The sequence below is a fragment of the Curtobacterium sp. MCLR17_059 genome (assembly GCF_003234665.1).
GTDB lineage: Bacteria > Actinomycetota > Actinomycetes > Actinomycetales > Microbacteriaceae > Curtobacterium > Curtobacterium flaccumfaciens.
Window position 1 is genome coordinate 1 of the sequence record NZ_QKSU01000012.1, and the last position, 24,718, is coordinate 24,718.

Consider the following 24,718-nt stretch of genomic DNA (forward strand, 5'->3'; position numbering starts at 1 on the left):
CGCCCCGACCCCCACCCCCGAGGCGCAGCCCACGACCGACGAGGTCACGCCGAACGAGACGCCGATCAACGTGTACGTCGATGGAGCCGCGGACGCGATCGGTCAGCCGGGACAGCGGTTCGAGACGTCGATCTTCAACGTCAAGAACGTGAGTGGCTTCACGATCCCGAGCCGTTCGCTCGACTTCCACTGGACCATCACCGGCCCCGCAACCTTCACACGCGGACGACCGCCGTTCTCCGTGGCGAACTCCGGCACGGCGAACGTTGCGAACTGCACGTTCACGTCCTCCACGCAGACCGACTGCCTCGGCGGGAACCCCCAGCCACTCAACACCGGAGGAGCGAACTTCAACCACATCCGGGTGCCGATCACCGTCGACGTTTCCGCTCTGCCGGGCGACGTCATCACGGTGCACGGCTCGTTCGCCCCGAACGCCGCCACCGACTACGTGAACTCGAGCGAGCAGACGACATCGACGTGGAAGGTCACCATCCCGCTGACCGCCGCCGTCATCGACGAGCCGACCGCAGCCGTCGGGCCGAAGCCGACCATCACCGGCCAGGGCGTCCCCGGTGGCACCGTCGACGTGGCCGTCGGTGACCGGGCGCCGGTGAACGTCCCCGTCGGCGATGACGGCACCTGGTCGCTCCCCGTCACCGAGGCGCTGTCGGAGGGGTCGGTCACCGTCACCGCCGTGCAGCACCGCAACGGCTTCACCGCCGACCCGACCACGGCGACCCTCGACGTCGACGCCACCGCCCCCGACGTCCCGATCGTCGACGACCCCGGCACCCTCGCCGACCCGACCGGACCCATCACTGGCACCGCCGAGCCACGCGCCATCGTCATCGTCCGCGACCCCGCCGGCAACGAACTCGGCCGCGATCGTGCGAACGAGGCCGGCGACTTCTCCGTCCGTCTCGACGCACCGCTGCCCGAGGGTGCGACCGACCTCGTGGTCGTCGCCGCCGATGCGGTCGGCAACGAGTCCGGCCCGGCGACCGCGACCGCGGTCGTCCCGGACACCACCGCGCCCGATGCTCCGGTCGTCGAGCGCCAGGACTTCGCGACCCCGACCGGCCCGGTGGTCGGCACCGCCGAGCCCGGCTCCATCGTGATCATCCGCGACCGGGACGGCGACGAGATCGGGCGCGGCGAAGCCAACGACGACGGCGACTTCTCGGTCGAGTTGGACGAGCCACTGACCGAGGGCGACCACGGCCTGGAGGTCGTCGCGCAGGACGACGCCGGCAACGAGTCGGCTCCCTCGCCCGTGACCGTCACCGCACCCGACGTCACCGCCCCCGACGCACCGATCAGCACGACCCCCGAGTTCCTCGCCGACGGCACCGGCCCCTTCACCGGGTCGGCCGAACCCGGTTCGACAGTGATCGTGCGCGACGCCGACGGCAACGAACTCGGCCGTACCGAGGCCCGCGACGACGGGCAGTTCACCGTCGTGCTCGACGAGCCGCTCGACGACGGCGCGCACGACCTCGAGCTCGTCGCGCAGGACGAGGCCGGCAACGTCTCGTCCCCGACGCCGGTCACGGTGGACGTGGACGACGACGCTCCGAACGCACCGATCGTGACCGGACCGACCGACCTCGCTGACGGCAAGGGACCCATCACCGGGACCGCCGAACCGGGCTCGACGGTCATCATCCGTGACGAGGACGGCAACCAGATCGGCCGCGGCGAAGCCAACGACGACGGGGACTTCTCGATCGAACTCGACGAGCCCCTCGACGACGGCGACCACCACCTCGAGCTGATCGCCCAGGACGACGCCGGCAACATCTCGACCCCCACCCCGGTCACCGTCGACGTCGACACCGAAGCACCCGACGCACCCGTCGTCGCCAGCCCCAAGGACCTCGCTGACGGCAAGGGGCCCATCACCGGGACCGCCGAGCCCGGCTCGACCGTGATCATCCGTGACGAGGACGGCAACGAACTCGGCCGCGGCGAAGCCAACGACGACGGCGACTTCAGCATCGAACTCGACGAACCGCTGACCGATGGCGACCACAAGCTCGAACTCATCGCCGAAGACAAGGCCGGCAACGAGTCCAACCCGACCAACACCACGGTCGACGTCGACACCGAAGCACCCGACGCACCCGTCGTCACCAGCCCCAAACACCTCGACAACGGCAAGGGACCCATCACCGGGACCGCCGAACCGGGCTCGACGGTCATCATCCGTGACGAGGACGGCAACCAGATCGGCCGCGGCGAAGCCAACGACGACGGGGACTTCTCGATCGAACTCGACGAGCCCCTCGACGACGGCGACCACCATCTCGAGCTGATCGCCCAGGACGACGCCGGCAACGAATCCAACCCGACCGACACCACCGTCGACGTCGACACCGAAGCCCCCGACGCACCCGTCGTCACCAGCCCGTCCGACCTCGCTGACGGGACCGGCCCCATCACCGGCACCGCCGAGCCCGGCTCGACGGTCATCATCCGCGACGAAGACGGCAACGAACTCGGCCGCGGCGAAGCCAACGACGACGGCGACTTCTCCATCGAACTGGACGAACCGCTGAACGATGGCGAGCACAAGCTCGAACTTGTCGCCCAGGACGGCGCCGGCAACACCTCCGAAGAGACGACGACCACCGTCGACGTCGACACGAAGGCACCGACCGCACCCGTCGTCACCAGCCCGCCCGACCTCGCTGACGGGACCGGCCCCATCACCGGCACCGCCGAGCCCGGCTCGACGGTCATCATCCGCGACGAAGACGGCAACCAGATCGGCCGCGGCGAAGCCAACGACGACGGGGACTTCTCGATCGAACTCGACGAGCCCCTCGACGATTGCGAGCACAAGCTCGAACTGATCGCTGAAGACAAGGCGGGCAACACCTCCGAAGAGACGACGACCACCGTCGACGTCGACACGAAGGCACCGACCGCACCCGTCGTCAGCAGCCCCTCCGACCTGAGCGACGGCAAGGGCCCGATCAGCGGGACCGCCGAGCCGGGCTCGACGGTCATCATCCGCGACGAAGACGGCAACGAACTCGGCCGCGGCGAAGCCACCGACGACGGCGACTTCTCCATCGAGCTCGACGAGCCCCTGGACGACGGCGAGCACAAGCTCGAACTGATCGCGCAGGACAAGGCCGGTAACGAATCTGCCCCGACCGACGCCACGGTTGACGTCGACACCGAAGCCCCCACGGCACCGGTAGTGACCAGCCCCAAGGACCTCGACAACGGCAAGGGCCCGATCACCGGCACCGCGGAACCCGGCTCGACGGCCATCATCCGCGACGAAGACGGCAACGAACTCGGCCGCGGCGAAGCCAACGACGACGGCGACTTCTCCATCGAGCTCGACGAGCCGCTCGACGACGGCGAGCACAAGCTCGAACTGATCGCCCAGGATGACGCCGGCAACAACTCCGAAGAGACGAAGACCACCGTCGACGTCGACACCGAAGCGCCCACGGCCCCGGTCGTGACCAGCCCCAAGGACCTCGACAACGGCAAGGGCCCGATCACCGGCACCGCGGAACCCGGCTCGACGGCCATCATCCGCGACGAGGACGGCAACGAACTCGGCCGCGGCGAAGCCAACGACGACGGCGACTTCTCCATCGAGCTGGACGAGCCGCTCGACGACGGCGAGCACAAGCTCGAACTCATCGCCGAAGACAAGGCCGGCAACAGCTCCGACGAGACGAAGACCACCGTCGACGTCGACACGAAGGCACCGACGGCACCGGTCGTGACCAGCCCGTCCGACCTCGCTGACGGCAAGGGACCCATCACCGGGACCGCCGAACCGGGCTCCACGGTCATCATCCGTGACGAGGACGGCAACGAACTCGGCCGCGGCGAAGCCAACGACGACGGCGACTTCTCCATCGAACTCGACGAGCCGCTCGACGACGGCGAGCACAAGCTCGAACTCATCGCCGAAGACAAGGCCGGCAACGAGTCCAACCCGACCGACACCACGGTCGATGTCGACACGGAAGCCCCCACGGCACCGGTCGTGACCAGCCCCAAGGACCTCGACAACGGCAAGGGCCCCATCACCGGGACCGCCGAACCGGGCTCGACGGTCATCATCCGTGACGAGGACGGCAACGAGATCGGCCGCGGCGAAGCCAACGACGACGGCGACTTCTCGATCGAACTCGACGAGCCCCTCGATGACGGCGACCACAAGCTCGAACTGATCGCCCAGGACAAGGCCGGTAACGAGTCCAACCCGACCGACACAACGGTTGACGTCGACACTGAAACCCCCGACGCACCCGTGGTGACCAGCCCGTCCGACCTGAGCGACGGCACCGGACCCATAACCGGGGCCGCTGAGCCGGGCTCCACCGTCATCATCCGCGACGAGGACGGCAACGAGATCGGCCGCGGTGACGCCAACGACGACGGCGACTTCTCCATCGAACTCGACGAGCCGCTGACCGATGGCGACCACAAGCTCGAACTCATCGCCCAGGACAAAGCCGGCAACACCTCCGAGGAAACGAAGACCACCGTCGACGTCGACACGAAGGCACCGACGGCGCCCGTCGTCACCAGCCCCAAGGACCTCGACAACGGCAAGGGACCCATCACCGGCACCGCCGAGCCCGGCTCCACCGTCATCATCCGCGACGAAGACGGCAACGAGATCGGCCGCGGCGAAACCAACGACGACGGCGACTTCAGCATCGAGCTCGACGAGCCCCTCGACGACGGCGAGCACAAGCTCGAACTCATCGCCCAGGACGACGCCGAAAACAACTCCGAGGAGACGACGACCACGGTCGACGTCGACACGAAGGCACCGACCGCACCCGTCGTCACCAGCCCCAAGGACCTCGACAACGGCAAGGGCCCCATCACCGGGACCGCCGAACCGGGCTCGACCGTGATCATCCGCGACGAAGACGGCAACGAGATCGGCCGCGGCGACGCCAACGACGACGGCGACTTCAGCATCGAGCTGGACGAACCGCTCAACGATGGCGAGCACAAGCTCGAACTCGTCGCCCAGGACAAGGCCGGCAACGAATCCGACCCGACCGACACCACGGTCGACGTCGACACCGAAGCACCCGACGCACCGGTCGTGACCAGCCCCAGCGATCTCGACAACGGCAAGGGCCCCATCACCGGGACCGCCGAGCCCGGCTCCACCGTGATCATCCGCGACGAGGACGGCAACGAACTCGGCCGCGACACCGCGGACGAGAACGGCGACTTCGAGATCGCCCTCGACGAGCCGCTCATGGACGGGGCGCACGACCTCGAGCTCATCGCGCAGGACAAGGCCGGCAACACCTCCGACGAGACGAAGACCACGGTCGACGTCGATACCGAGGCCCCGGCGGCACCGGTCCTCGAGGCGTTCGACGACATCGTCGACGGCACCGGCGTCGTCCGGGGCTCCGCCGAGCCCGGCTCGACGGTCGTGATCCGCGACGCCGACGGCCGTGAGCTCGGCCGTGGGACCGCCGACTCCGACGGGCGGTTCGCCTTCCGGACGACGGCTCCCCTGGAGCCGGGAGCGCACCTGCTGTCGGTCGTCGCCGTGGACCGCATCGGTCACGTCTCACCGGGCTCGAGCATGCTCGTCACGCTCGTCCCCGAGAGCGAAGAGGGCGAGAACGACGAGAACGACAACGGGGCCGGAACGGGAATCGCGTTCCCGGGGATCGTGGCCCCGGGCACCGGCCCGCAGCTCGGCTCGACCGACGATCGCACCGCACCCGCTCCGAAGACCGACGGAGCCAGCACCACCGGCACCGGCACCGGCACCACCAACCGTGAGCTCGCCTTCACCGGCGTCGAGCTCGGCGGCTGGCTCGCCGCCGCGCTCACCGCGCTCGGGCTCGGCGCCGTCCTGCGCCTGCTCGCGCGCCGACGCCAAGGCGACGTGCGCGGCGACTGAGCCCCGGACTGCGGACTGGAGGCCCGGATCACGTACCCCACGAGGGGACGCGATCCGGGCCTCCCGGCTGTCACGGCGCTGCAGCGCCCCGAGCGCTCAGCCCTCGGTCTGCAACGGCTCCTTCGGCAGCTTCCGCACCTTCGCACGCCGCTTGCGACGCTCCGGGATCATCGACCGCATCTCCTCGAGCTTGCCGAAGCAGAGCAGGCGGTCCCCCGGCTCGAGGGCGACGCCACTGCGCGGGTTCGGGATGACGTTCGAGCCGCGGTGCAGCGTGAGGACCGTGATGTCCCGGTCCCAGAGCCCGGACTCCTTGATCGTCTTGCCGACCAGGTCGGCGTTGGTGTGCACGAGGAGCTCGGCGACGCCGTAGCCGGTCGAGACGGACAGCCGCTGGCGGACGTCGATCTCGGGGAACGCGACCTGGTTCGCGATGAAGTCGACGATCGCACCGGCGATGTCGAGGCCGGTGGCACGCTCGACGCCCTCGAGCCCTGGCGAGGAGTTGACCTCCATGACGAGCGGCCCGTCGTTGCCCTCGAGCATGTCGACGCCGGCGACCTTGAGGCCCATGATCTGCGCCGAGCGGACGGCCACCGCCTCGTACTCGGGCGAGAGCGTGACCTTCTCGACGGTGCCGCCGCGGTGCACGTTGGAGCGGAACTCGTCGCCCGAGGCGGTCCGACGCATCGCCGCGACGACCCGGTCACCGACGACGAGGGCCCGGATGTCACGACCGCGGCTCTCGGCGATGAACCGCTGGATCAGGACGTTCTGCTTCGTGGAGTGCAGGGTCTCGACGATCGACTCGGCCACCTTCGCCTCGGGTGCCAGGATCACGCCGATGCCCTGCGTGCCCTCGAGGAGCTTGATGACGACGGGCGCGCCGCCGACCCGTTCGATCGCGCCGCGCACGTCGTTGCGGCCGGCCACGAAGGTCGTCGCCGGCATGCCGATGTCGTGCCGCGACAGGATCTGGTTGGCCCGCAGCTTGTCGCGCGAGTTCGTGATGCCGTTCGCCGTGTTCGGCGTGTAGACGTCCATCTGCTCGAACTGCCGCACGACGGCGGTGCCGTAGTAGGTGATCGAGTTGCCGATGCGCGGCAGCACCGCGTCGTAGTCGCTCAGCAGCTTGCCGCGGTAGAGCAGGTCCGGATCGTCGCCGGACAGGTCGATCGCGAAGCGCAGGGTGTTGAGCACCTTGACCTCGTGACCGCGGTCGAGTGCCGCTGCGCGGAGGCGCTGGGTCGAGTACGCCTGGGGCGCGCGCGACAGGATGGCGAGTTTCATCGAGGGGTTCTCCGCTGGGTCGGATCGACGGCGACGCTCCATCAAAGCATGCGGACGTGGCCACGGAGCATGCGACAGGATGGGCACATGGCCCGAGCTCCGAAGTCCTCCGACAGCGGGCTCGTCGTCGCCGGGTGGCGGGAGTGGGCGGGACTGCCGGACCTCGGCGTGCCGTGGATCAAGGTGAAGCTCGACACCGGCGCCCGGAGCTCCGCGTTGCACGCCTTCGACCTCGAGGAACTGCCCGGCGAGCGGGTCCGGTTCTCGCTGCACCCCTGGCAGGACACCGATGCCGACGCCTCCACCATCGAGTGCGACGTGCACGACCGGCGCATCGTCCGCAGCTCGACCGGGCACACCCAGGAGCGCATCGTCGTCCGCACGCGGATCGCGTTGGCCGGGCAGGTCGTCGAGTCCGAGGTCACCTTGAGCAACCGGGACCAGATGGGGTTCCGGATGCTCGTCGGTCGCGAGGCGCTCCGGCAGGGCTTCCTCGTCGATCCTGCACGGTCCTTCATGGCCGGGCGGGCTCCGAAGGAGATCCGGCGCCGCAACCGCGGTCGCGCCTGAGCGCTCCTGGGCACGCGGCACGGGCCGTTGCGGTGACCGGTCGACGGCCTGGAGGCGCGGTGCGGGGCCGCCACGGGCCTCCCGTCCGCCTGGACGCGCGTCCAGGGCGCGGGCCCGGTCAGTGACCGAGGTGGCGGCCGAGGAAGGCGAGCTGCCGGGGCGCCAGGCGGCGCCAGTAGCCGTGCGTGTGGGCGCCGGGTGCGAATCCTCCGGCCGGAGGCGTGTCGAAGCCGTCGACGTAGGTGTGCACCGCCGGCGCGAACCCGTCACCGTTGCCGCAGTCGACGCGGACGGCGACACCGTCCAGGGCGCGCTGCCGCCCGAGGACCGTGTTCGCGCGGAAGTCGGCGGCGTCGTCGAAGGCGCCGCGGGCGGTGTCGGCGGCCGACTTCCAGAGCGCGGGGCTGATGGCCGAGACGGCCCGGACGCGCGAGGCGCCGAGGACTCCGCCGAGCCGAAGGGCGCCGAAGCCACCCATCGAGTAGCCGGTCAGGGCGAGGCGGTCCGTGTCGAAGCCGCGGCGGGCGATCAGGGGCAGGAACTCGTCGACGACCATCGCGGCGGGGTCGTCGCCGTCGGCACGCCGGTGCCAGTAGCGGTTGCCGCCGTCGATCGAGGCGATCGCGAACGGGGCTCCGCCGTCGGCGACGTGCGCCGCGAGGAACCGGTCGTAGCCCAGGCTCCGCCCGAAGAACGAGGTGTGGTCGTCGCCGTAGCCGTGCAGGGCGACCGCCACCGGTAAGGGGGTGTCGGACGCCGGTGCCGCGATCGTCCACCCGACGGTGCGGCCCTTCCGCGCTGCCGACACGAAGGTGCCGGAGGTGGTGGGGACCGGCTGGACGTCGGGGACCGTGCCGTCGGTGCCGTCCAGACCGAGGACCCGGTACAGGGTCGAGCGCCCGGGCAGCAGGCCGAGGTTGATCCCCTCGGCCACGGCTCCCGCGGCGACGACGCCCGTGCCACCGATCAGCAGGGAACGGCGGGTGACCGTGGCAGCACGCGATCGGGTCATGTGGTGGGCGCCGTTCCGTCTGGGGTGTGTTCCCGGATGAGGGACGCGGCGACGGACCGTGCCGTCGTCGTGTCGAGCGCGGGGTCGCGCAACCGCATCGCAAGGTAACCGGAGACGATGAGCAGCAGCTGGTCGCCGAGGACCTCGGCACGGGGACCGACCACCGGCACCGCCTGTGCCACGAGCCGCCGGCGCAACGTGGTGGTCTCGAGGTCCAGGACCTGCCGGACCTCGGCGGGGGCGTCGGCGTACTCGGCGGCGGTGCCGAGGAAGGCGCACCAGCGGGAGCCCGTGGGCGTCGAGCGGTAGTCGTCGAGGGCGTCGAACACCGCCAGGAGTCGGCCCAAGTCGTCCCGTCCGGCGGCGACCGCACGGTCCCAGGTGGCGATCCAGTCCTCGTGGCGACGGGTGAGTGCCGCGGCGACCAGGGACTCCTTGCTCGCGTAGCCGCGGTACAGGGTGGCCGTCGAGACCCCGGCCCGTTCGAGGACGGCGTCGATCGGGGTGGCGGCGATGCCCTGTGAGAAGAAGAGCTCCTCGGCGGCGTCGAGCAGCCGTTGCTCGGTCCCTGGGCGCATCACCATGAGAGCACCCTAGGCTCTGAAAAGTGAAACGATCGTTTTCGTTACGACATCGACTGCTCCTGGTGAGCGGACTCGGCCTGATCGCCGCCACCTACGGCCTGGTGCGCCTGGCGTACGGGCTGTTCCTGCCCGACGTGCAGCGGGACCTGGGGCTCCGGGCAGACGCCGCCGGGTGGGTCTCGTCGGGTGCCTCGGCGCTGTACTGCGTCGGTGCGGTCGCCGGCTTCCTGCTCGCCGCACGGATGCCCCGCGTGCTCGTCGCGGTCGCGACCCTGGTGGCGGGGGCCGGTGCGATCGCCATGGCGACGGCCGGCGGGGCGCCGGCGTTCGGCCTCAGCGCCGTGGTCGCGTCGGCGGGCGCCGGACTCGCGTCGCCCGCCCTCGTCCGGATCGTCGCGGCGCAGGTGCCCCAGGCGCTGCAGGGCCGCGCGCAGGCGATCGTGAACGCCGGCACCGGCCCGGGGCTCGTGGGCGCCGGCGTGCTCGCACTCGTGCTGCTGCCCGACTGGCGGACGGCTTGGGCGGTGTCCGGGGTGTTCGCCCTGGCCGTCGGAGCGCTGCTGCTCGTGGCGTCCCGCGGCGGGACTGCTGCGTCCCGGTCACCGCTGCCCGGCGCTCCCTGGTTCGCGGAGCACCGAGGGGTCCTCGTGCTGGCGCTGCTGTTCGGGGCAGGGTCTGCCGTCGTCTGGACCTACGGACGTTCGGCGCTGGTGGAGGCCGGTGCGTCGGTCGTCGTCTCGGTGTCGGCCTGGATCGCGCTCGGGATCGGCGGAGCGGCCGTCGTGGTCACCGCGCGTTGGACGAACGGACTGCGCGCCCGGACGCTCTGGGCGGTCACGGCGGGGTCGGTCGCCGTCGCCGTCGTGGTGCTGGGGGCAGCGCCGGAGTCGACGGTCGCGGCACTGCTGGCGTGTGCCGTGTTCGGCTGGGGCTACACGGCGGCGACCGGGGCACTGATCGCGTGGACGACCGAGATCGATGCCGAGCGTTCGTCGGCGGGCACGTCGATGCTGTTCGTCGCACTCGTGCTCGGACAGGCCGTCGGCGCTGCGGCTGCCGGAGCGCTCGTCGGTGCGATCGGGTTCGTCGCGACGTTCGTGGTCGGGGCGGGTGTGACCGCGGCGAGCGCCGTCCCCGCGGTGGCCCGTCGGCCGAGTGGGGTCCGTGCCGTCAGAGCAGCGGGCGGAGCTCGATCTTCCGGTTGCACGCCTGCGACGCCTGGTGCGCCACCCGGGTCGCCGTCTCGGCATCCGGGAGGTCCATGACCCAGAACCCGGCGACGTACTCGTCGGGGTCGGGCCGGTTCGTCGTGTCGACCGCGCCCCCGCGGGCGTCGACCACGGTGGCGTCGGCTGGCGCGGAGACCCCGGCGGCGAACACGATCGCGTCGCCCATCCGCTCGTTGAAGGCGTCGACCGCGGCGGCTTCGGCGTCGGTCGCGGAGTACGTGTTGCCGACGGCGGCGGCCTGACCGTCGTCGATGACGTTGACGAGGAACTGCATGGCGTCTCCCCTGCTCGTTGGCGGGAGGCTACTCCTGGTCGAGCGCACCCAGTAGCGTTTCCTGCATGGGGACGACGGCGGAGTGGTCGCGACTGCCGGTGGGGCGGCACGAGTACCGGCAGGACACGGTGCTCGCAGTCGTGCTGGCCGGTGGGCTCGCCGTCACGACCTTCTTGTACGGGTCGGCCGGTACCTACGGCGACGACCAGGCCGCCTGGTGGGTCTCGGCGCTGATGATCGTCGCGAACGCCGCCCCGATCGCGTTCCGCCGACGGTTCCCGATGTCGGTGGCCCTGGTGTCGGCGCTGGCGTTCGCCGCAACGCAGCTGCTCCAGGTGCCCGAGGTCTTCCTCGTCAACTTCACGCTCTTCATCGCGCTGTACACGGTGGGTGCGTGGTGCTCCGACCGGGTGCGGGCCGAAGCGGTGCGCTGGGTCGTCATCGGTGGCATGTTCGCGTGGCTGTTCGTCGCGATCTCGTTCGGGTGGGCGTCGCCGAACGCGCTGCCGAACGACACGGACTCCCCCGTGGCGCCCTACGTGGCGATCTCGCTGCTCAACATCGTCATCAACGTGATCTACTTCGGCGCTGCCTGGTACGCCGGCAACCGCGCCTGGGCCTCCGCCGTCGCACGACACGAGCTCGCGGAACGCACCGCCGAACTCGCCGCCGAACGGGAGCGGTCCGCGGCCCAGGCCGTCACGATCGAGCGGGTGCGGATCGCCCGCGAGCTGCACGACGTGGTCGCCCACCACGTCTCGCTGATGGGTGTGCAGGCGGGTGCTGCACGGCGCGTGATCGGCCGCGACCCCGCGCAGGCCACCGCCTCGCTCGGGGTGGTCGAGGAGAGCGCCCGCACCGCGGTGGAGGAACTCCGGCGGATGCTCGGCACCCTGCGCTCCGACGACGACGCGTCCGGCCTCGGGACGGCCGGTGGCGACGGCCCGAGCACCGAGGGCATCACGCGGATCGCCGAACTGGCCGAGTCCGCCCGGGTGGTCGGCCACCCCGCCGAGTACGTCGTCGTGGGTGACGAGCGCCCGGTGCCGCCGACGGTGGCCGCGGTGGCGTACCGGATCGTGCAGGAAGCGGTGACGAACATCCTCAAGCACGCCGGTCCGACCGCCCGCGCCGACGTCCGGCTGCGGTACCTGGACGACGGCGTCGAGGTCGAGGTCACCGACGACGGGCTCGGTGCCCGTGCCGCCCGGAGCACCTCCGGCAGCGGCCTCGGACACGTCGGGATGCGGGAACGCGTCGCGGCCGTGGACGGACGGATCGAGATCGGGCCACGAGCCCGGGGAGGCTACCTGGTGCGGGCATGGCTGCCGACGACCTGACCATCGTGCTGGCCGACGACCAGGAACTCGTCCGCGCCGGGTTCCGCGTGATCCTGGAGTCCGAGCCCGGGTTCCGTGTGGTCGGCGAGGCCGCGGACGGCGCCGGGGCGGTCGAGGCCGTGCAGCAGCTCCGTCCGGACGTGGTCTGCCTCGACGTGCAGATGCCGGGCGTCGACGGGCTCGAGGCCGCGCGGCGGATCGCGGCGCTGCCGGACCCGCCGGCGGTGCTCATCCTCACCACGTTCGACAGCGACGACGCGCTGTTCCAGGCGCTCGAGGCGGGAGCGAGCGGGTTCCTGTTGAAGAACGCCTCCCCCGAGAGGCTGATCGACGCCGTGCTGACCGTCGCCGCCGGGGACGCCCTGCTCGCGCCGGACGTCACGCGCCGGGTGATCAGCCGGGCGACGGCGTCGGCTGCGGTGCAGCCCTCGGCGACGAGCACCGCGACGACTGCGACGGGCGACGACGCACTCGCCGTGGCCGGGCTGACCGAGCGGGAGACCGAGGTGCTGCGGCTCCTCGCCCGGGGCCTGAGCAACGCGGAGATCGCCGGCGAGCTCTACGTCGGGGACGCCACCGTGAAGACCCACGTGTCGAACGTGCTCCAGAAACTCGCACTGCGCGACCGCATCCAGGCCGTCGTCTGGGCGTTCGAGCACGGCGTCGCCGGCTGACCGAGCCGAGCAGAACCCGCACGAGCTGAACAAGCCCGCACGGTGCCGAGTTCGCAGACATGGCCGCACCGTGCGCCTTCGTTCAACCCGTGCAGCGTTGACCGCACCGTGCCGCGCCACCACAACGCACCGAGCAACCAAACCCGCACGAGCTGAACAAGCGCGCACCGTGCCCACCACCGCACCCCACGCCCGCACCGTGTTCGTTCAACCCGTGCGGCGTTGACCGCACCGTGCGCCGCCACAACGACGCACCGAGCAACCAAACCCGCACGAGCCGAACAAGGCCGCACCGTGCCGACCCGCACCCAGCGCGCGCCGCGCCACCCGGCCCGCCGGGCCGACGCGCGCTCCTCCCCCACGCGGTGGAGCCGACCACCCACCCAAGTCCCGCCTGGCGGCGGAGGCGGGGCGTGCCTCCCGGCCAATAGCGTCGGACGCAGCGACGACCAGCGTCGCGACGAAGGGGAACGACATGCTCACCATCGAAGGGGTGACCAAGCACTTCGGCGACCGCCGGGTGCTCGACGACGTGGGGTTCACGGTCGGCAGCGGCCGCCTCACCGGCTTCGTCGGCGGCAACGGTGCCGGCAAGACCACCACCATGCGCATCATGCTCGGCGTGCTCCAGGCCGATGCGGGCACGGTCTCGATCGACGGCACCGCGGTCCGTCCCGCCGACCGCCGCCGCTTCGGCTACATGCCCGAGGAACGCGGCCTGTACCCGAAGATGCCGGTGGCCGAGCAGATCACCTACCTGGCCCGGCTGCACGGCGTCGACAAGCGCGCCGCGACGACCCGCACCGGCGAACTGCTCGAACGCCTCGAACTCACCACGCACGCCGGCGACCCCGTCGAGAAGCTCTCGCTCGGCAACCAGCAGCGCGTGCAGATCGCAGCGGCGCTGGCACACGACCCCGAGGTGCTCGTGCTCGACGAGCCGTTCTCGGGCCTCGACCCGATGGCCGTCGACACGGTGCTCGGTGTCCTGCGCGAGACCGCGGCCCGGGGCGTCCCCGTGCTGTTCTCGAGCCACCAGCTCGACGTGGTCGAGCGGCTGTGCGACGACGTCGTCGTCATCGCCGGTGGCACGATCCGCGCCGCCGGTCCGCAGGAGGAACTCCGCAAACAGGCCGGTCCGGCCGCGTGGGAGCTGCTGGTCGACGGGGACGTCGCCTGGCTCCGCGACGAGCCGGGTGTGGCCGTGCGGGAGTTCGACGGCGGGTACGCGGTCTTCGAGGCCGACGCCGCCACCGCCCAGCGCGTCCTGCAGCGTGCCGTCCAGCACGGCACCGTCGGGTCGTTCTCGCCGCGGGTGCCGCGGCTCAGCGAGGTCTTCCGGGAGGTCGTCCGATGAACAACTCCTTCGTGCAGGCCGTGCGGCTCGTCTCCGCACGTGAGATCCAGGCACGCATCCGCAGCAAGGCCTTCGTGGTCTCGGCGCTCATCCTGATCGGCATGGTCGTCGCGTCGATCGTCGTCGGCGGGATCGTGAGCAAGGCCACCGCCGACGACACCACCCCGGTCGCGGTCGTCGACGGCGTCTCGCTGCCGACCACCAGTGGGCTGGACGTCACGCAATCGGCATCGGTCGACGACGCCGAACGGCTCGTGACGAAGGGCGACGTCGACGCGGCGATCGTGCCGTCGGACGACCCGCTCGGCTACAAGGTCGTCGGGCTCGACGAGGCACCGTCCGAGGTCGTCTCCGCGTTGAGCGTCACCCCGCGCATCGAATTGCTCGACCCGGACGCACTGCCCGGTGGCCTGGTGTACCTCATCGCCATCGCGTTCGGCGTCGTGTACTTCGCGTCGGCGGTGACGTTCGGCCAGTCGATCGCGCAGAGCGTCGTCGAGGAGAAGTCGACACGGGTGGTCGAGATCCTGATGTCCGCGATCCCGGCCAGGGCGCTGCTCGCCGGCAAGGTCCTCGGCAACAGCATCATGGCCTTCGCCCAGATCGTCGCGGTGGCCGTCGCCGCCATCGTCACGTTGGCGGTGACCGGCCAGGACAACATGTTCGCGATGCTCGGCCCGAGCATCCTGTGGTTCATCGGCTTCTTCGCGATCGGGTTCGTGCTCCTCGCGTCGCTGTTCGCCGCGGCGGCCGTGCTCGTCTCCCGCCAGGAGGACGTCGGCAGCGTCACCACGCCGGTGATGATGCTCGTGATGATCCCGTACTTCCTGATCATCGTCGCGTACGACAACCCGACGATCCTCGGCATCATGTCGTACGTGCCGTTCAGCGCCCCGATCGGCATGCCCATGCGGATCTTCCTGGGGACCGCCGAGTGGTGGGAGCCGATCCTGTCGCTCGTCATCGTCGCCGCTTCGGTGGTCGCGGTCGTGGTCATCGGTGCCCGCGTCTACGAGAACGCCCTGCTCCGCACCGGCAGTCGCGTGAAGCTGTCGGAGGCGCTGCGCGGCTGACGCCGCCAGGCCCGGCAAACCCGGCAAGCCCGGCAGACCCGGACTGGAGGCCCGCCCCGCGTGAGCAGATCTGCTCACCTGGGGCGGGCCTCCAGTCCGTTGCCCCGCGCCGGTCAGGCGGTCAGGGTCGCGAAGGCGGACCGGTGCCAGACCAGCGGGTTGTGCGCGAAGTCGGACATGAGTCCGAGCACCCGGAGCACCACGATGTCGTGGTCGCCGGCCGGGTAGGTGTGCTCGACCGAGCACTCCAACCAGATCGGGGCCCCCTGCAGGAACACCGCACCCGTCTCGGCGACCGTCGTGTCGACACCGACGAAGCGGATCGACTTGTCACGCGAGGCGAGCTGCCGGGTGACCTGCGCGTGCCCCTCACCGAGGATCGAGACACCGATCGTGCCGGCGTCCCGGAGCACCGGCCACGTGGTCGACGTGTGCTGCACCGCGAACATCACGAGCGGCGGGTCCTGCGAGACGCCGACCGTGAACGAGGACGCCACGAGCACGGTCGGTTCGCCGTCCACGACGGCGGAGAGCGCGGCGACGCCGCACGGGAACCCGGAGAACGCCTGCTTGAGCGCGGACAGGTCCGGGGCCTCGGTGGAGTAGGGGCTGATCATGACGCGGTTCCTTCCTGGTGGACGGCGGCCGCACCGAGGACGACGTCCTGCCAGCGGGCGAGCCACACGTCGGTCGATGCGGGGTCCGAGTACTGCTTGTCGTTGAGGTACAGGGCGGGTGCGACGACGGTCGCGCCGAGTTCGACCAGCACCGGTTTGAGGAAGACCTCGGGGGCGAGGGCATGGGCCGGGCCGGCACCGAGCATGAGCGGCACCGCGACGACACCGGCGAGTCCGTCGCCGGTACCGAACTGGTCGAGGAACAGCTTGAGCACGCCGGTGTACGTCGCCTTGAACGTCGGCGACGCGACGACGACGAGGTCCGAACCGGCGACGGTCCGGACGGCGTCCGACACGGCGGCGTCACCCCAGCCGAGCAGGCCGGCACCGAGGTCGATGACGTCGACGACGTGGTCGGGGGCGCGGCCGGTGAGCCGTTCGAGCACGACCGTCGCAGCGTCGAGCGTCCGTGAGGCCGGCTTGGGGTTGCCGGCGACGACGGTGGTGATCATCGGGGTGCTCCTGTCGGTGGGCGGGTGGTGGGTGCTTGGTGCAGTCCACCGCTCGTTCGTTTCGCCGCCGTGCCGCGTCCGTATCGGGTGGGTTACGCCAGCTGCGCCTGCTCCGTGGCACCCGAATGTCCCGGTCAGCGGGGCTGCGCGTCCGGGTCTCCCGGCCATTCCGCCAGGCACGGTCCTCGCTGACCGCACGGAATTGTGAGAGCGCCGTTTCCGGAAGTCGCCTCGGATGGGTCCGGCGTGTTTCGCCCCGCCGTCGCCGGCCCGTCACCGCCCGGATCCGCCCCTGCTCGCGGGTCGGTGGCGCAGTCGTCCGCCCCGGATCGGCGGGGCGGACGCCCCTCGGCGTCGGGCGCCGCAGGTGGCCTAACACCAGCGAAACAAACGCCTAACAGGACCGTTACCGGGCGACCGCCTGCCGGTGCCCCGCGGCCGTTACATTCGCATCAGCCCCACTGCAGCGGCCGGCGTCACCGGCGATCCGCCGCCCCGCCGCCGCCCGGTCCGGCTCCCTGCACGTCCTGCCCCGCTCCGCGGGGCCTTCGTCGTACCCGCCGCAGCTCCCCCGTCCCCGCTCCGGTTCCCCGTCCCCGCACCTTCCCTGCTCCACCCGTCCAGGAGGTCCCCGACCGATGTCGTCCCCCGCACCGTCCCGAACGCGTCCGTCGCGTCCCGCGCTCCTCGCCGCCGCACTCGCCGGCGTGCTGCTGCTGTCCGCCTGCTCCGCCACCTCGACCGCGTCGACGAGCTCCGGTGACGACACCGCCGGTGTCGAGCACGCCACGAGCCAGATCAAGGCCGCCAGCGTCGACCCCGAGTTCACCTTCGAGGGCGCTCGCTTCGACATGTCGGGCATCGCCGGCAAGACGATCTTCAACATCCCGAACTCGTCCGCCGTCCCCTTCATCACCGCGGTCGACGAGGCCGGCGAGAAGGTCGCCGAGCAGTACGGCGCGAAGTGGATCGAGTACACGAACCAGGGCACGCCCACCGAGCACTCCGCCGGCATCGACCAGGCGATCAGCCGCGGAGCCGACATCATCGTGCTGGCGCAGGGCGTCAACGGCGAACTGATCGTCCCGGCGCTGAAGCGTGCGAAGGCAGCGGGGATCCCCGTGCTGATCAGTCACACCTACCAGACCGGGCAGGCGCTGCCGGACCAGCTGCAGGACCTCGTCGCCGCGCAGGTGACCGCCCCGTTCCACGAAGCCGCCAAGCTCAACGCCGACTGGGCCATCAAGGAGACCAAGGGCCAGGGCGACGTCCTCATCATCACGTCGTCCGAGGTGCCGCCGTCCGACGGCATCGTCAAGGCGATGCAGGACGAGTTCGAGGCGCAGTGCGACGGCTGCAAGGTGAAGGTGACGAACGTCCCCGTCGCCGACTGGGCGACGAAGATCTCGTCGACCGTGCAGTCCGCCGTGCAGTCCGACCCGAACCTCGACTACGTCCTGCCGGTCTACGACTCGATGACGCTGTACGTCGAGGCCGGCGTGACCGCTGCCGGCAAGACCGGCCAGGTCTTCACCTCCTCGTACAACGGCACCCCCGCGGTGCTGAAGATCCTGCAGGAGGGCAGCGTCCTCACGATGGACATCGGCGAGAACATGGAGTGGCTCGCCTACGCGACGCTCGACCAGGCCGGCCGTGTCCTGACCGGCACGCCGATCATCGAGGACGGCGACGAGAAGACCCCGCTGAAGGTCTTCACGAAGGACAACGTCGACGAGACCGGCACGCCGCCGGCGCCGAGCAAGGGCTACGGCGACGCGTACAAGACCGGGTACGAAGCGATCTGGGGCGCGGCCGAGTGACCGCCACCCAGGAGGCACGGCTCGGCTCCGCATCGTCCGCTGCGGTCGTCGGGTCCGGTGCGGACACCGCGTCCGATGCGGTCATCGGGTCCGTCGCGGACACCGCGCCGGTCCTGCGGATCAGCGGGCTCACGAAGCGCTTCGGCGGGCTGACCGCGCTCGACGACGTCGACCTCGAGGTCCTGCCGGGCCAGGTGCACGCACTGCTCGGCGAGAACGGCTCCGGCAAGTCGACCCTCATCAAGATCCTGTCCGGCACGTACGCGCCGGAGCCGGGCGCGACGATCGAGGTCCGAGGCGCCCGGCTGCCCCTGCCGGTGCCTCCCGGGTACTTCCGCCGCGTCGGGATCAGCTTCGTCCACCAGGACCTCGCACTCGTGCCGTCGCTCGGCGTGACCGAGAACCTGCGGCTCGCGACCGTGGTGGCCGGACGCGGACCCTTCGTCCGCTGGGGCGCCGAGCACCGTGCCGCGGCCGAGCTGTTCGCGCGGTACGGGGTCGACATCGACCCACGAGCACGGATCGACGAACTCACCGACACCCAGAAGGCCCTCGTCGCGATCCTGCGGGCCGTCGCCGAGCTGGGCGACGACCGGGCGCTCATCGTGCTCGACGAGCCGACGGTCTTCCTGCCGAAGGAGGACGCCGACCTGCTGTTCCGCGTCGTGAAGGACCTCGTCGCGGACGGCCGCACCTCGGCACTGCTCGTGTCGCACGACATGTCCGAGGTCCTCCAGCACGCCGACCGGGTCACCGTCCTGCGGGCGGGCCGGGTCCAGGCGCATCGGGACACCGCCACGACGACGGCGGACGAGCTCGTCTCCCTCATCGTCGGACGCGGACCGGACGGTCCCGCTGCCAGGACTCCGCGCCCGGCGACCACCGGCGACGCCGTCGTGACGGTGCGGGACCTCCGGGTCGGTGTCGTCGACGGTCTGTCGTTCGACGTCGCGGACGGCGAGGTCGTCGGCATCACCGGGCTCGCCGGCTCCGGTGTCGAGGACGTGCTGCCCGGCCTGTACGGCGCACGGCCCGCGACCGGCTCGCTCGCCGTGCGGCACGACGGGGCGACGCCCGCGCCGGTCGACCTGGCACGGGTGACGCCCGGCTCGTCGATCGCCCGCGGCGTCGTGTACGTCCCCGCGGACCGCAAGCGCGAGGGCGGGGCACTCACCCTGTCCGTCGAGCAGAACGTCACGCTCCCCGTCCTCGGGAAGCTCCGCGGACTGCTCGGCCTGTCGCCCGCAAGGGAACGCGCCCACGTCGCGGGACTCGTCCGCGACTACGACGTCCGGCCCGCCGACCCGGCCGCCCTGTTCGGGACACTGTCCGGCGGCAACCAGCAGAAGGCCGTCCTGGCCAAGTGGATGCAGGACGACCCGAGGCTCGTGCTGCTGCAGGAACCGACCCAGGGCATCGACGTCGGGGCCCGCGCCGCGATCTTCTCGATGCTCCGCCGGAGTGCGGAGCAGGGCGTCACGATCGTCTGCGCCTCCACCGACTACGACCAGCTCGCGCAGGTGTGCGACCGCGTCGTCGTCCTCGCCCACGGCCGCGTGCACGACGTGCTGACCGACGATCGCATCGACCGCGACGCCATCGCGGCCGCCGTCGTGGCGAGCCTCGTCGACGACGCCCCGGCGTCCCCCGCCGTGCCCTCCTCCCCCGATGCCTCCTCCGCAGTCAAGGAGAACGCCTGATGTCCACCACCGCCGACCCGGTCCTCGAGACCTCGATCGTCCGTCCGACCCGCCCGCGCTTCTCGTGGGGGCACACCGAGCGGTACGCGCTGCTCGGCGCCTGGCTCGTCATCGTCATCGCGTTCAGCATCGCGCTGCCCGACACCTACCCGACCCTCGGCAACCTGCAGAACATCCTCGGATCACAGTCGGTGCTGCTCATCCTGGCGCTCGGGTTCCTGTTCCCGCTCACCGCGGGCGAGTTCGACCTCTCCGGCGCCTCGACGATGTCGCTCTCCGCCATGACCATCGCCGTGCTCAACGCGAAGATGGACATCCCGCTCGTGCCCGCGATCGCCGCCGGCCTGGTCATCGGCGTCGTCGTGGGTCTGGTCAACGGCCTGCTCACCGTCGGGTTCCGCATCGACTCGTTCATCGTCACCCTCGGCACGTCGACGTTCATGATCGGGATCATCCAGTGGATGAGCGCGTCGTCGTCGGTGACGGGCATCGACCCGGCGCTCGTGCAGGCCACCGTCGGGTGGCGTGGGCTCGCGGGCCTGCCGCTCGCGTTCGTCTACGGGCTGATCGCCACCGTCGTCGTCCTGGTCGTGCTGAGCGCCACCCCGGTCGGCCGGCGACTGCTGTTCGTCGGCACCGGCCGCACCGTCGCCGAACTCTCCGGGCTGAACGTGCGACGGCTGCGGGTCGGCGCGTTCGTCGGCGCGGGGCTCACCGCCGCGGTCGCCGGGGTCGTGTACGCCGGCACCCTCGGTGGCGCCGACCCGTCGAGCGGACAGTCGTTCCTGCTCCCCGCGTTCGCCGCCTGCTACCTCGGCGCGACCGCGATCGTCCCCGGCCGCTTCAACGCGATCGGCACCTTCATCGCCGTGTACTTCCTGTTCTCCGGAGTCGTCGGCCTGCAGATGCTCGGCGCCGACAACTTCGTGCAGCAGCTGTTCTACGGCGGCGCCCTCATCGTCGCCGTCGCCGTGTCGCAGACCATCCGGCGGCACTCCGTCGCGACCGCCGCCAAGGCCGCCGCGAAGCGTTCCTGACCCCCCTCCCTCGACACCCACCACAGAAAGCGAGTCCCCCATGGACATCGGCGTCTTCATCCCGATCGGCAGCAACGGCTGGCTCATCTCCACCACGTCGCCCCAGTACAAGCCGTCGTTCGACCTCAACCTCGAGATCGTGCAGAAGGCCGAGTCGTACGGCTTCGACTTCGCCCTCTCGATGATCAAGCTGCGCGGCTTCGGCGGCCCGAGCGGCTTCTGGGACGAGAACCTCGAGTCCTTCACCCTGATGGCCGGTCTCGCTGCCCGCACCGAGCGGATCCGCCTGTTCGCGACGACCGCCGTCCTGACCATCCCACCGGCGATCGCGGCACGCATGGCGGCGACCGTCGACTCGATCTCGCACGGTCGCTTCGGGCTGAACCTGGTCGCCGGGTGGCAGAAGGCGGAGTACGACCAGATGGGCCTCTGGCCGGGCGACGAGGTGCACTTCAAGCGCCGCTACGCCTACCAGACCGAGTACATGCAGGTGATGAAGGAGCTGTGGGAGACCGGCCGGAGCGACTTCCACGGCGAGTACTTCCAGATGGACGACTGCCGGATGCTCCCCCGGCCGACGTCGCACATCCCGATCGTCTCGGCCGGCCAGTCGTCGCAGGGCATGGCGTTCGCCGCGGAGTACTCGGACTACAACTTCTCGATGGGCGTCGGCGTGAACACCCCGACCGCCTACGCCGAGCAGAACCAGGCGCTGCTCGAGGCCCGCGAGAAGACCGGCCGCGACGTCGGCTCCTACGTGCTCTTCATGGTCATCGCCGACGAGACCGACGAGGCCGCCCAGGCGAAGTGGGAGCGGTACAGCGACGGGGTCGACGTCGAGGCGATCGCCTGGATGACCGGCCAGGCACTCACCGACGCCGAGGGCGAGGAGGGCAACACGGCGAAGCGGATCTCGCTGCCCGAGGGCGCCGTGAACATGAACATGGGCACGCTCGTCGGCTCCTACGAGCACGTCGCGGCGATGCTCGACGAGGCCGCGGCGGTCGAGGGCACGAAGGGCATCATGCTGGTGTTCGACGACTTCCTGCAGGGGATGGACGACTTCGGCACCCGCATCCAGCCGCTGATGCGCACCCGCGAGGGCGTGGCGTCGGCTGCTCCGAGCGCGGTCACGGCATGAGCGCCGCAGCGAGCCGTCCGGTCATCGAGGTCGCGGTCGTCCAGGCCGGCGAGGTCCCCGCCGACCACGACGTCGCCCTCGACGAGCTCATCGCCCTGTTCGAGGAAGCCGCCGTCGGCGCCGATCTCGTCGTCTTCCCCGAGCTCTGCACCACGCCCTACTTCTGCGGCGTGGTCAACGACAGCCGGAAGTCCTGGGCACAGCCCGTCCCCGGTCCGGCGACCGCCCGCTTCACGAGTGCGGCGAAGCGTCTGGGCACCGCCGTCGCCTTCGGTCTCTACGAGGACGCCGGTGGGGCCCAGTACAACAGCGCGGTGCTCATCGACGCCGACGGCACGCTCGTGCCGGGCACCGACGTGCACGGCGACCGTGTGGCGTCGTACCGCAAGACCTCGATCCCGACGAACGCGATCTCCGACGTCGACGAGAAGCACTACTTCGAAGCCGGTTCCGGACCGGTCGTGTTCGACGCCCTCGGCACCCGCTTCGGCATGCTCATCTGCTACGACCGGAGCTTCCCGGAGTACTGGCTCGCGTCACGGGCCGCCGGCGCCGAGGTGATGCTCGTGCTCGTGTCCTCGATGGGCTTCCGCGAGACCCTGTTCACCCAGGAACTGCAGGTCCGCGCGCTCGAGACCCAGACGTGGGTCCTCGCCCCGAACCGCGGCGGCGAAGAGACCGTCGACGGCAAGACCGTCAGCTACTTCGGTCGGTCCTCGGTCGTCTCACCACGGGGTGACCTGGTCGTCTCGGCCCCCGCCCACCAGGCGGGGCCGATCATCAGGGCCACCATGGACGTCGGCGAGGTCGCGGCAGCCCGCCGGGACTTCCCGCTCGGACGTGACCGGCAGCCCGGGGTGTTCCGGTACCTCGCCGACGCCCACGCAGCGGCGGCGGTCCCCGCGTGACGGACGTCGCCGCCCTGGTCCGCGGCACCATCGCACCGCAGCTCGACCGCGCGCTGGCCGCGAGCCGGGCGAACCCGTTGCCCGCCGCCCCGTCGGCGCTGCCCGCGGAACCGGCCCACAGCGCGCAGCTGTTCGGCCGGCTCCTCGACGCAGCGGTCGACGGGGCCCCGGCGCCGACCGCTGCCGGTCCGGACGACGACCTGGCGGCGTCCCGGGCAGCCGCCGACCCCGCCGCCGCCTCGGTCGTCGAACTCCTCGCCGCGTACCGGTCCGGCACCACGACCCCGTCCGAGGTCCTCGCCGCACTCGCCCCGCACTGGACGAGCGACGACGTCTGGTCCGACGCAGTCCTGCGCCTGGTGCACGGGGCCGAGGAAGCCGCCGCCGAGTCCACCCGCCGCTGGGCGGACGACGACGCCCGGCCGCTCGAGGGGATCCCGTTCGCCGTGAAGGACATCATCGACGTCGCGGGGACGATCGTCACGAGCGGCTCGCTCCAGACCGGTGACCGTGTGGCCCCGGCCGACGCCACCGTCGTGGCCCGGCTCCGCTCCGCCGGCGCGATCCCGGTGTTCACGGCGGCCACCACCGAGTTCGCCTTCGGCGGGCCGCACAACGCCCGGTACGGCGCCGTGCGGAACCCCTGGGACCCCGAGCGCTGGACGGGTGGCTCCTCGACGGGGTCGGGTTCGGCGCTCGCTGCCCGGATCGTCCCGCTCGCGCTCGGATCGGACACCGGCGGGTCGATCCGCGTGCCGTCCGCCCTCTGCGGGACCACCGGGATCAAGCCGACCTACGGGCTCGTGCCGCGCACCGGGGTCGCGAGCCTGTCGTGGACCCTCGACCACGTCGGACCGATGGCACGTTCCGCGGAGGACCTCGCGCTCGTCCTGCGGGTCATCGCCGGCTCCGACGGCCAGGACCCGACGACGTTCCCCGCCGTCCCGCTCATCGAGGCCGCGCCGGAACGGGTCGAGGGGCTCCGGATCGGGGTCCCGCTCGGCTGGTTCACCGAACGCGTCGACCGTGCGGTGCTCGAAGCACACGCCGCGGCGGTCGAGCGGTTCCGCGAGCTCGGTGCGACGCTCGTGCCGATCGAGTTCGACGACCTGGAGTCGATCGACTCGGAGTGCTGGACGGTGTTCTACGGTGAGCTCGCCGCGAACCAGGAGGCCAACGCCGGCACGGCCGACCTGTTCGACGCCGGGACCCGCGCCCGGTTCGACGTGTCGTTCCTGCCGACCGCTGCCGACTACCTCCGGGCACTCCGCCGTCGCCCGCTCGTGCAGGCCGCGATGGTCACCCGGATGGACGAGGCCGGCGTCGACGTGGTGCTCACCCCCGGGATCGGCGCCACCGCCCCGCGACTCGACGACCTGACGATGTCGGTCGACGGCGAGCGCTTCAACCTGCACGACGTCATCCCCCGGAACACCCGGCTGTTCGACTACGTGGGGTTCCCCGCGCTGATGATGCCGGCGGGCACCGCGCCGGACGGTCTGCCCGTCGGCGTGCAGCTCGTCGCGCGGCCGTGGGACGACCGCCTCGTGCTGTCCGCAGCGGCCGCCTTCCAGCGGACCACGACGCACCACCGCAGGGTGCCGTCGTCGTCCGCCGTGCGAGGGCCGAGCGATCGGTAGCCGCACCGTCGACGACG

19 protein-coding genes are annotated in these 24,718 nt (G+C 71.2%); 13 read left to right on the forward strand and 6 right to left on the reverse strand.

What is annotated here, in order from left to right; translation table 11 throughout:
• Positions 1-5,923 (forward strand): Ig-like domain-containing protein (locus tag DEJ12_RS14920; protein WP_111030582.1); only part of this gene is annotated, 5,923 nt, incomplete at its 5' end.
• A 96-nt stretch (positions 5,924-6,019) separates the two neighbouring features.
• Here DEJ12_RS14920 and DEJ12_RS14925 read toward each other — a convergent pair.
• A complete protein-coding gene (locus DEJ12_RS14925) occupies positions 6,020-7,213 on the reverse strand; it encodes a RimK family alpha-L-glutamate ligase (RefSeq protein WP_027465990.1) in 1,194 nt (397 codons plus the stop codon).
• Between the two features lie 87 nt (positions 7,214-7,300).
• Between DEJ12_RS14925 and DEJ12_RS14930 the strand changes: the two genes are divergently transcribed.
• Positions 7,301-7,783, forward strand: a complete 483-nt coding sequence (locus DEJ12_RS14930; protein WP_027465989.1) for a RimK/LysX family protein — start codon at positions 7,301-7,303, stop codon at positions 7,781-7,783.
• 118 nt (positions 7,784-7,901) lie between these two features.
• Here the strand turns inward: DEJ12_RS14930 and DEJ12_RS14935 are convergent, their stop codons facing one another.
• Positions 7,902-8,795: an alpha/beta hydrolase family protein gene (locus DEJ12_RS14935; protein WP_111030583.1), complete on the reverse strand. Its 894-nt coding sequence runs from the start codon at positions 8,793-8,795 to the stop codon at positions 7,902-7,904.
• Entirely contained in the window at positions 8,792-9,379 is a 588-nt protein-coding gene (locus DEJ12_RS14940) for a TetR/AcrR family transcriptional regulator (protein WP_111030584.1), read from the reverse strand. The genes DEJ12_RS14935 and DEJ12_RS14940 overlap by 4 nt, the downstream gene beginning before the upstream one ends.
• Before the next feature lie 62 nt (positions 9,380-9,441).
• Between DEJ12_RS14940 and DEJ12_RS14945 the strand changes: the two genes are divergently transcribed.
• Positions 9,442-10,644, forward strand: a complete 1,203-nt coding sequence (locus DEJ12_RS14945) for an MFS transporter (protein WP_220034800.1) — start codon at positions 9,442-9,444, stop codon at positions 10,642-10,644.
• On the opposite strand, the gene DEJ12_RS14950 is transcribed toward DEJ12_RS14945, so the two are convergent.
• Positions 10,550-10,882, reverse strand: a complete 333-nt coding sequence (locus DEJ12_RS14950) for a YciI family protein (RefSeq protein ID WP_111030586.1) — start codon at positions 10,880-10,882, stop codon at positions 10,550-10,552. The genes DEJ12_RS14945 and DEJ12_RS14950 overlap by 95 nt on opposite strands.
• 65 nt (positions 10,883-10,947) lie before the next feature.
• Between DEJ12_RS14950 and DEJ12_RS14955 the strand changes: the two genes are divergently transcribed.
• From DEJ12_RS14955 to DEJ12_RS14970, 4 genes are all read left to right on the forward strand, one after another.
• A complete protein-coding gene (locus DEJ12_RS14955; protein WP_258370565.1) occupies positions 10,948-12,222 on the forward strand; it encodes a sensor histidine kinase in 1,275 nt (424 codons plus the stop codon).
• Positions 12,204-12,896, forward strand: a complete 693-nt coding sequence (locus tag DEJ12_RS14960) for a response regulator transcription factor (protein ID WP_111030587.1) — start codon at positions 12,204-12,206, stop codon at positions 12,894-12,896. Before DEJ12_RS14955 ends, DEJ12_RS14960 begins: the two co-directional genes overlap by 19 nt.
• Positions 12,897-13,371: 475 nt before the next feature.
• A complete protein-coding gene (locus tag DEJ12_RS14965) occupies positions 13,372-14,253 on the forward strand; it encodes an ABC transporter ATP-binding protein (protein ID WP_111030588.1) in 882 nt (293 codons plus the stop codon).
• Positions 14,250-15,326: an ABC transporter permease gene (locus DEJ12_RS14970; protein WP_111030589.1), complete on the forward strand. Its 1,077-nt coding sequence runs from the start codon at positions 14,250-14,252 to the stop codon at positions 15,324-15,326. Before DEJ12_RS14965 ends, DEJ12_RS14970 begins: the two co-directional genes overlap by 4 nt.
• Positions 15,327-15,439: 113 nt before the next feature.
• On the opposite strand, the gene DEJ12_RS14975 is transcribed toward DEJ12_RS14970, so the two are convergent.
• Positions 15,440-15,943, reverse strand: a complete 504-nt coding sequence (locus DEJ12_RS14975; protein ID WP_071405947.1) for a flavin reductase family protein — start codon at positions 15,941-15,943, stop codon at positions 15,440-15,442.
• Positions 15,940-16,455 (reverse strand): NADPH-dependent FMN reductase, encoded by a 516-nt coding sequence (locus DEJ12_RS14980; RefSeq protein WP_071405946.1) that lies wholly within the window; start codon positions 16,453-16,455, stop codon positions 15,940-15,942. The genes DEJ12_RS14975 and DEJ12_RS14980 overlap by 4 nt, the downstream gene beginning before the upstream one ends.
• Positions 16,456-17,093: 638 nt before the next feature.
• Between DEJ12_RS14980 and DEJ12_RS14985 the strand changes: the two genes are divergently transcribed.
• Genes DEJ12_RS14985 through DEJ12_RS15010 form a run of 6 tightly spaced genes read left to right on the forward strand, consistent with a single transcriptional unit; the run spans position 17,094 to position 24,701 of the window.
• Positions 17,094-18,275 carry a sugar ABC transporter substrate-binding protein gene (locus DEJ12_RS14985; protein ID WP_071405945.1) on the forward strand — a complete coding sequence of 394 codons (1,182 nt, stop codon included), beginning with the start codon at positions 17,094-17,096 and terminating at the stop codon, positions 18,273-18,275.
• A complete protein-coding gene (locus DEJ12_RS14990; protein WP_111030590.1) occupies positions 18,272-19,975 on the forward strand; it encodes a sugar ABC transporter ATP-binding protein in 1,704 nt (567 codons plus the stop codon). The genes DEJ12_RS14985 and DEJ12_RS14990 overlap by 4 nt, the downstream gene beginning before the upstream one ends.
• Positions 19,975-21,012, forward strand: a complete 1,038-nt coding sequence (locus DEJ12_RS14995; protein WP_111030591.1) for an ABC transporter permease — start codon at positions 19,975-19,977, stop codon at positions 21,010-21,012. The genes DEJ12_RS14990 and DEJ12_RS14995 overlap by 1 nt, the downstream gene beginning before the upstream one ends.
• Positions 21,013-21,052: 40 nt before the next feature.
• Positions 21,053-22,153 (forward strand): pyrimidine utilization protein A, encoded by a 1,101-nt coding sequence (gene rutA, locus DEJ12_RS15000; protein WP_111030592.1) that lies wholly within the window; start codon positions 21,053-21,055, stop codon positions 22,151-22,153.
• Positions 22,150-23,061: a carbon-nitrogen hydrolase family protein gene (locus DEJ12_RS15005; RefSeq protein WP_111030593.1), complete on the forward strand. Its 912-nt coding sequence runs from the start codon at positions 22,150-22,152 to the stop codon at positions 23,059-23,061. The genes rutA and DEJ12_RS15005 overlap by 4 nt, the downstream gene beginning before the upstream one ends.
• The gene (locus DEJ12_RS15010) at positions 23,058-24,701 is read left to right on the forward strand and encodes an amidase (protein ID WP_111030594.1); all 1,644 of its coding nucleotides are present in this window, start codon (positions 23,058-23,060) and stop codon (positions 24,699-24,701) included. The genes DEJ12_RS15005 and DEJ12_RS15010 overlap by 4 nt, the downstream gene beginning before the upstream one ends.
• Positions 24,702-24,718 lie beyond the last annotated feature (17 nt).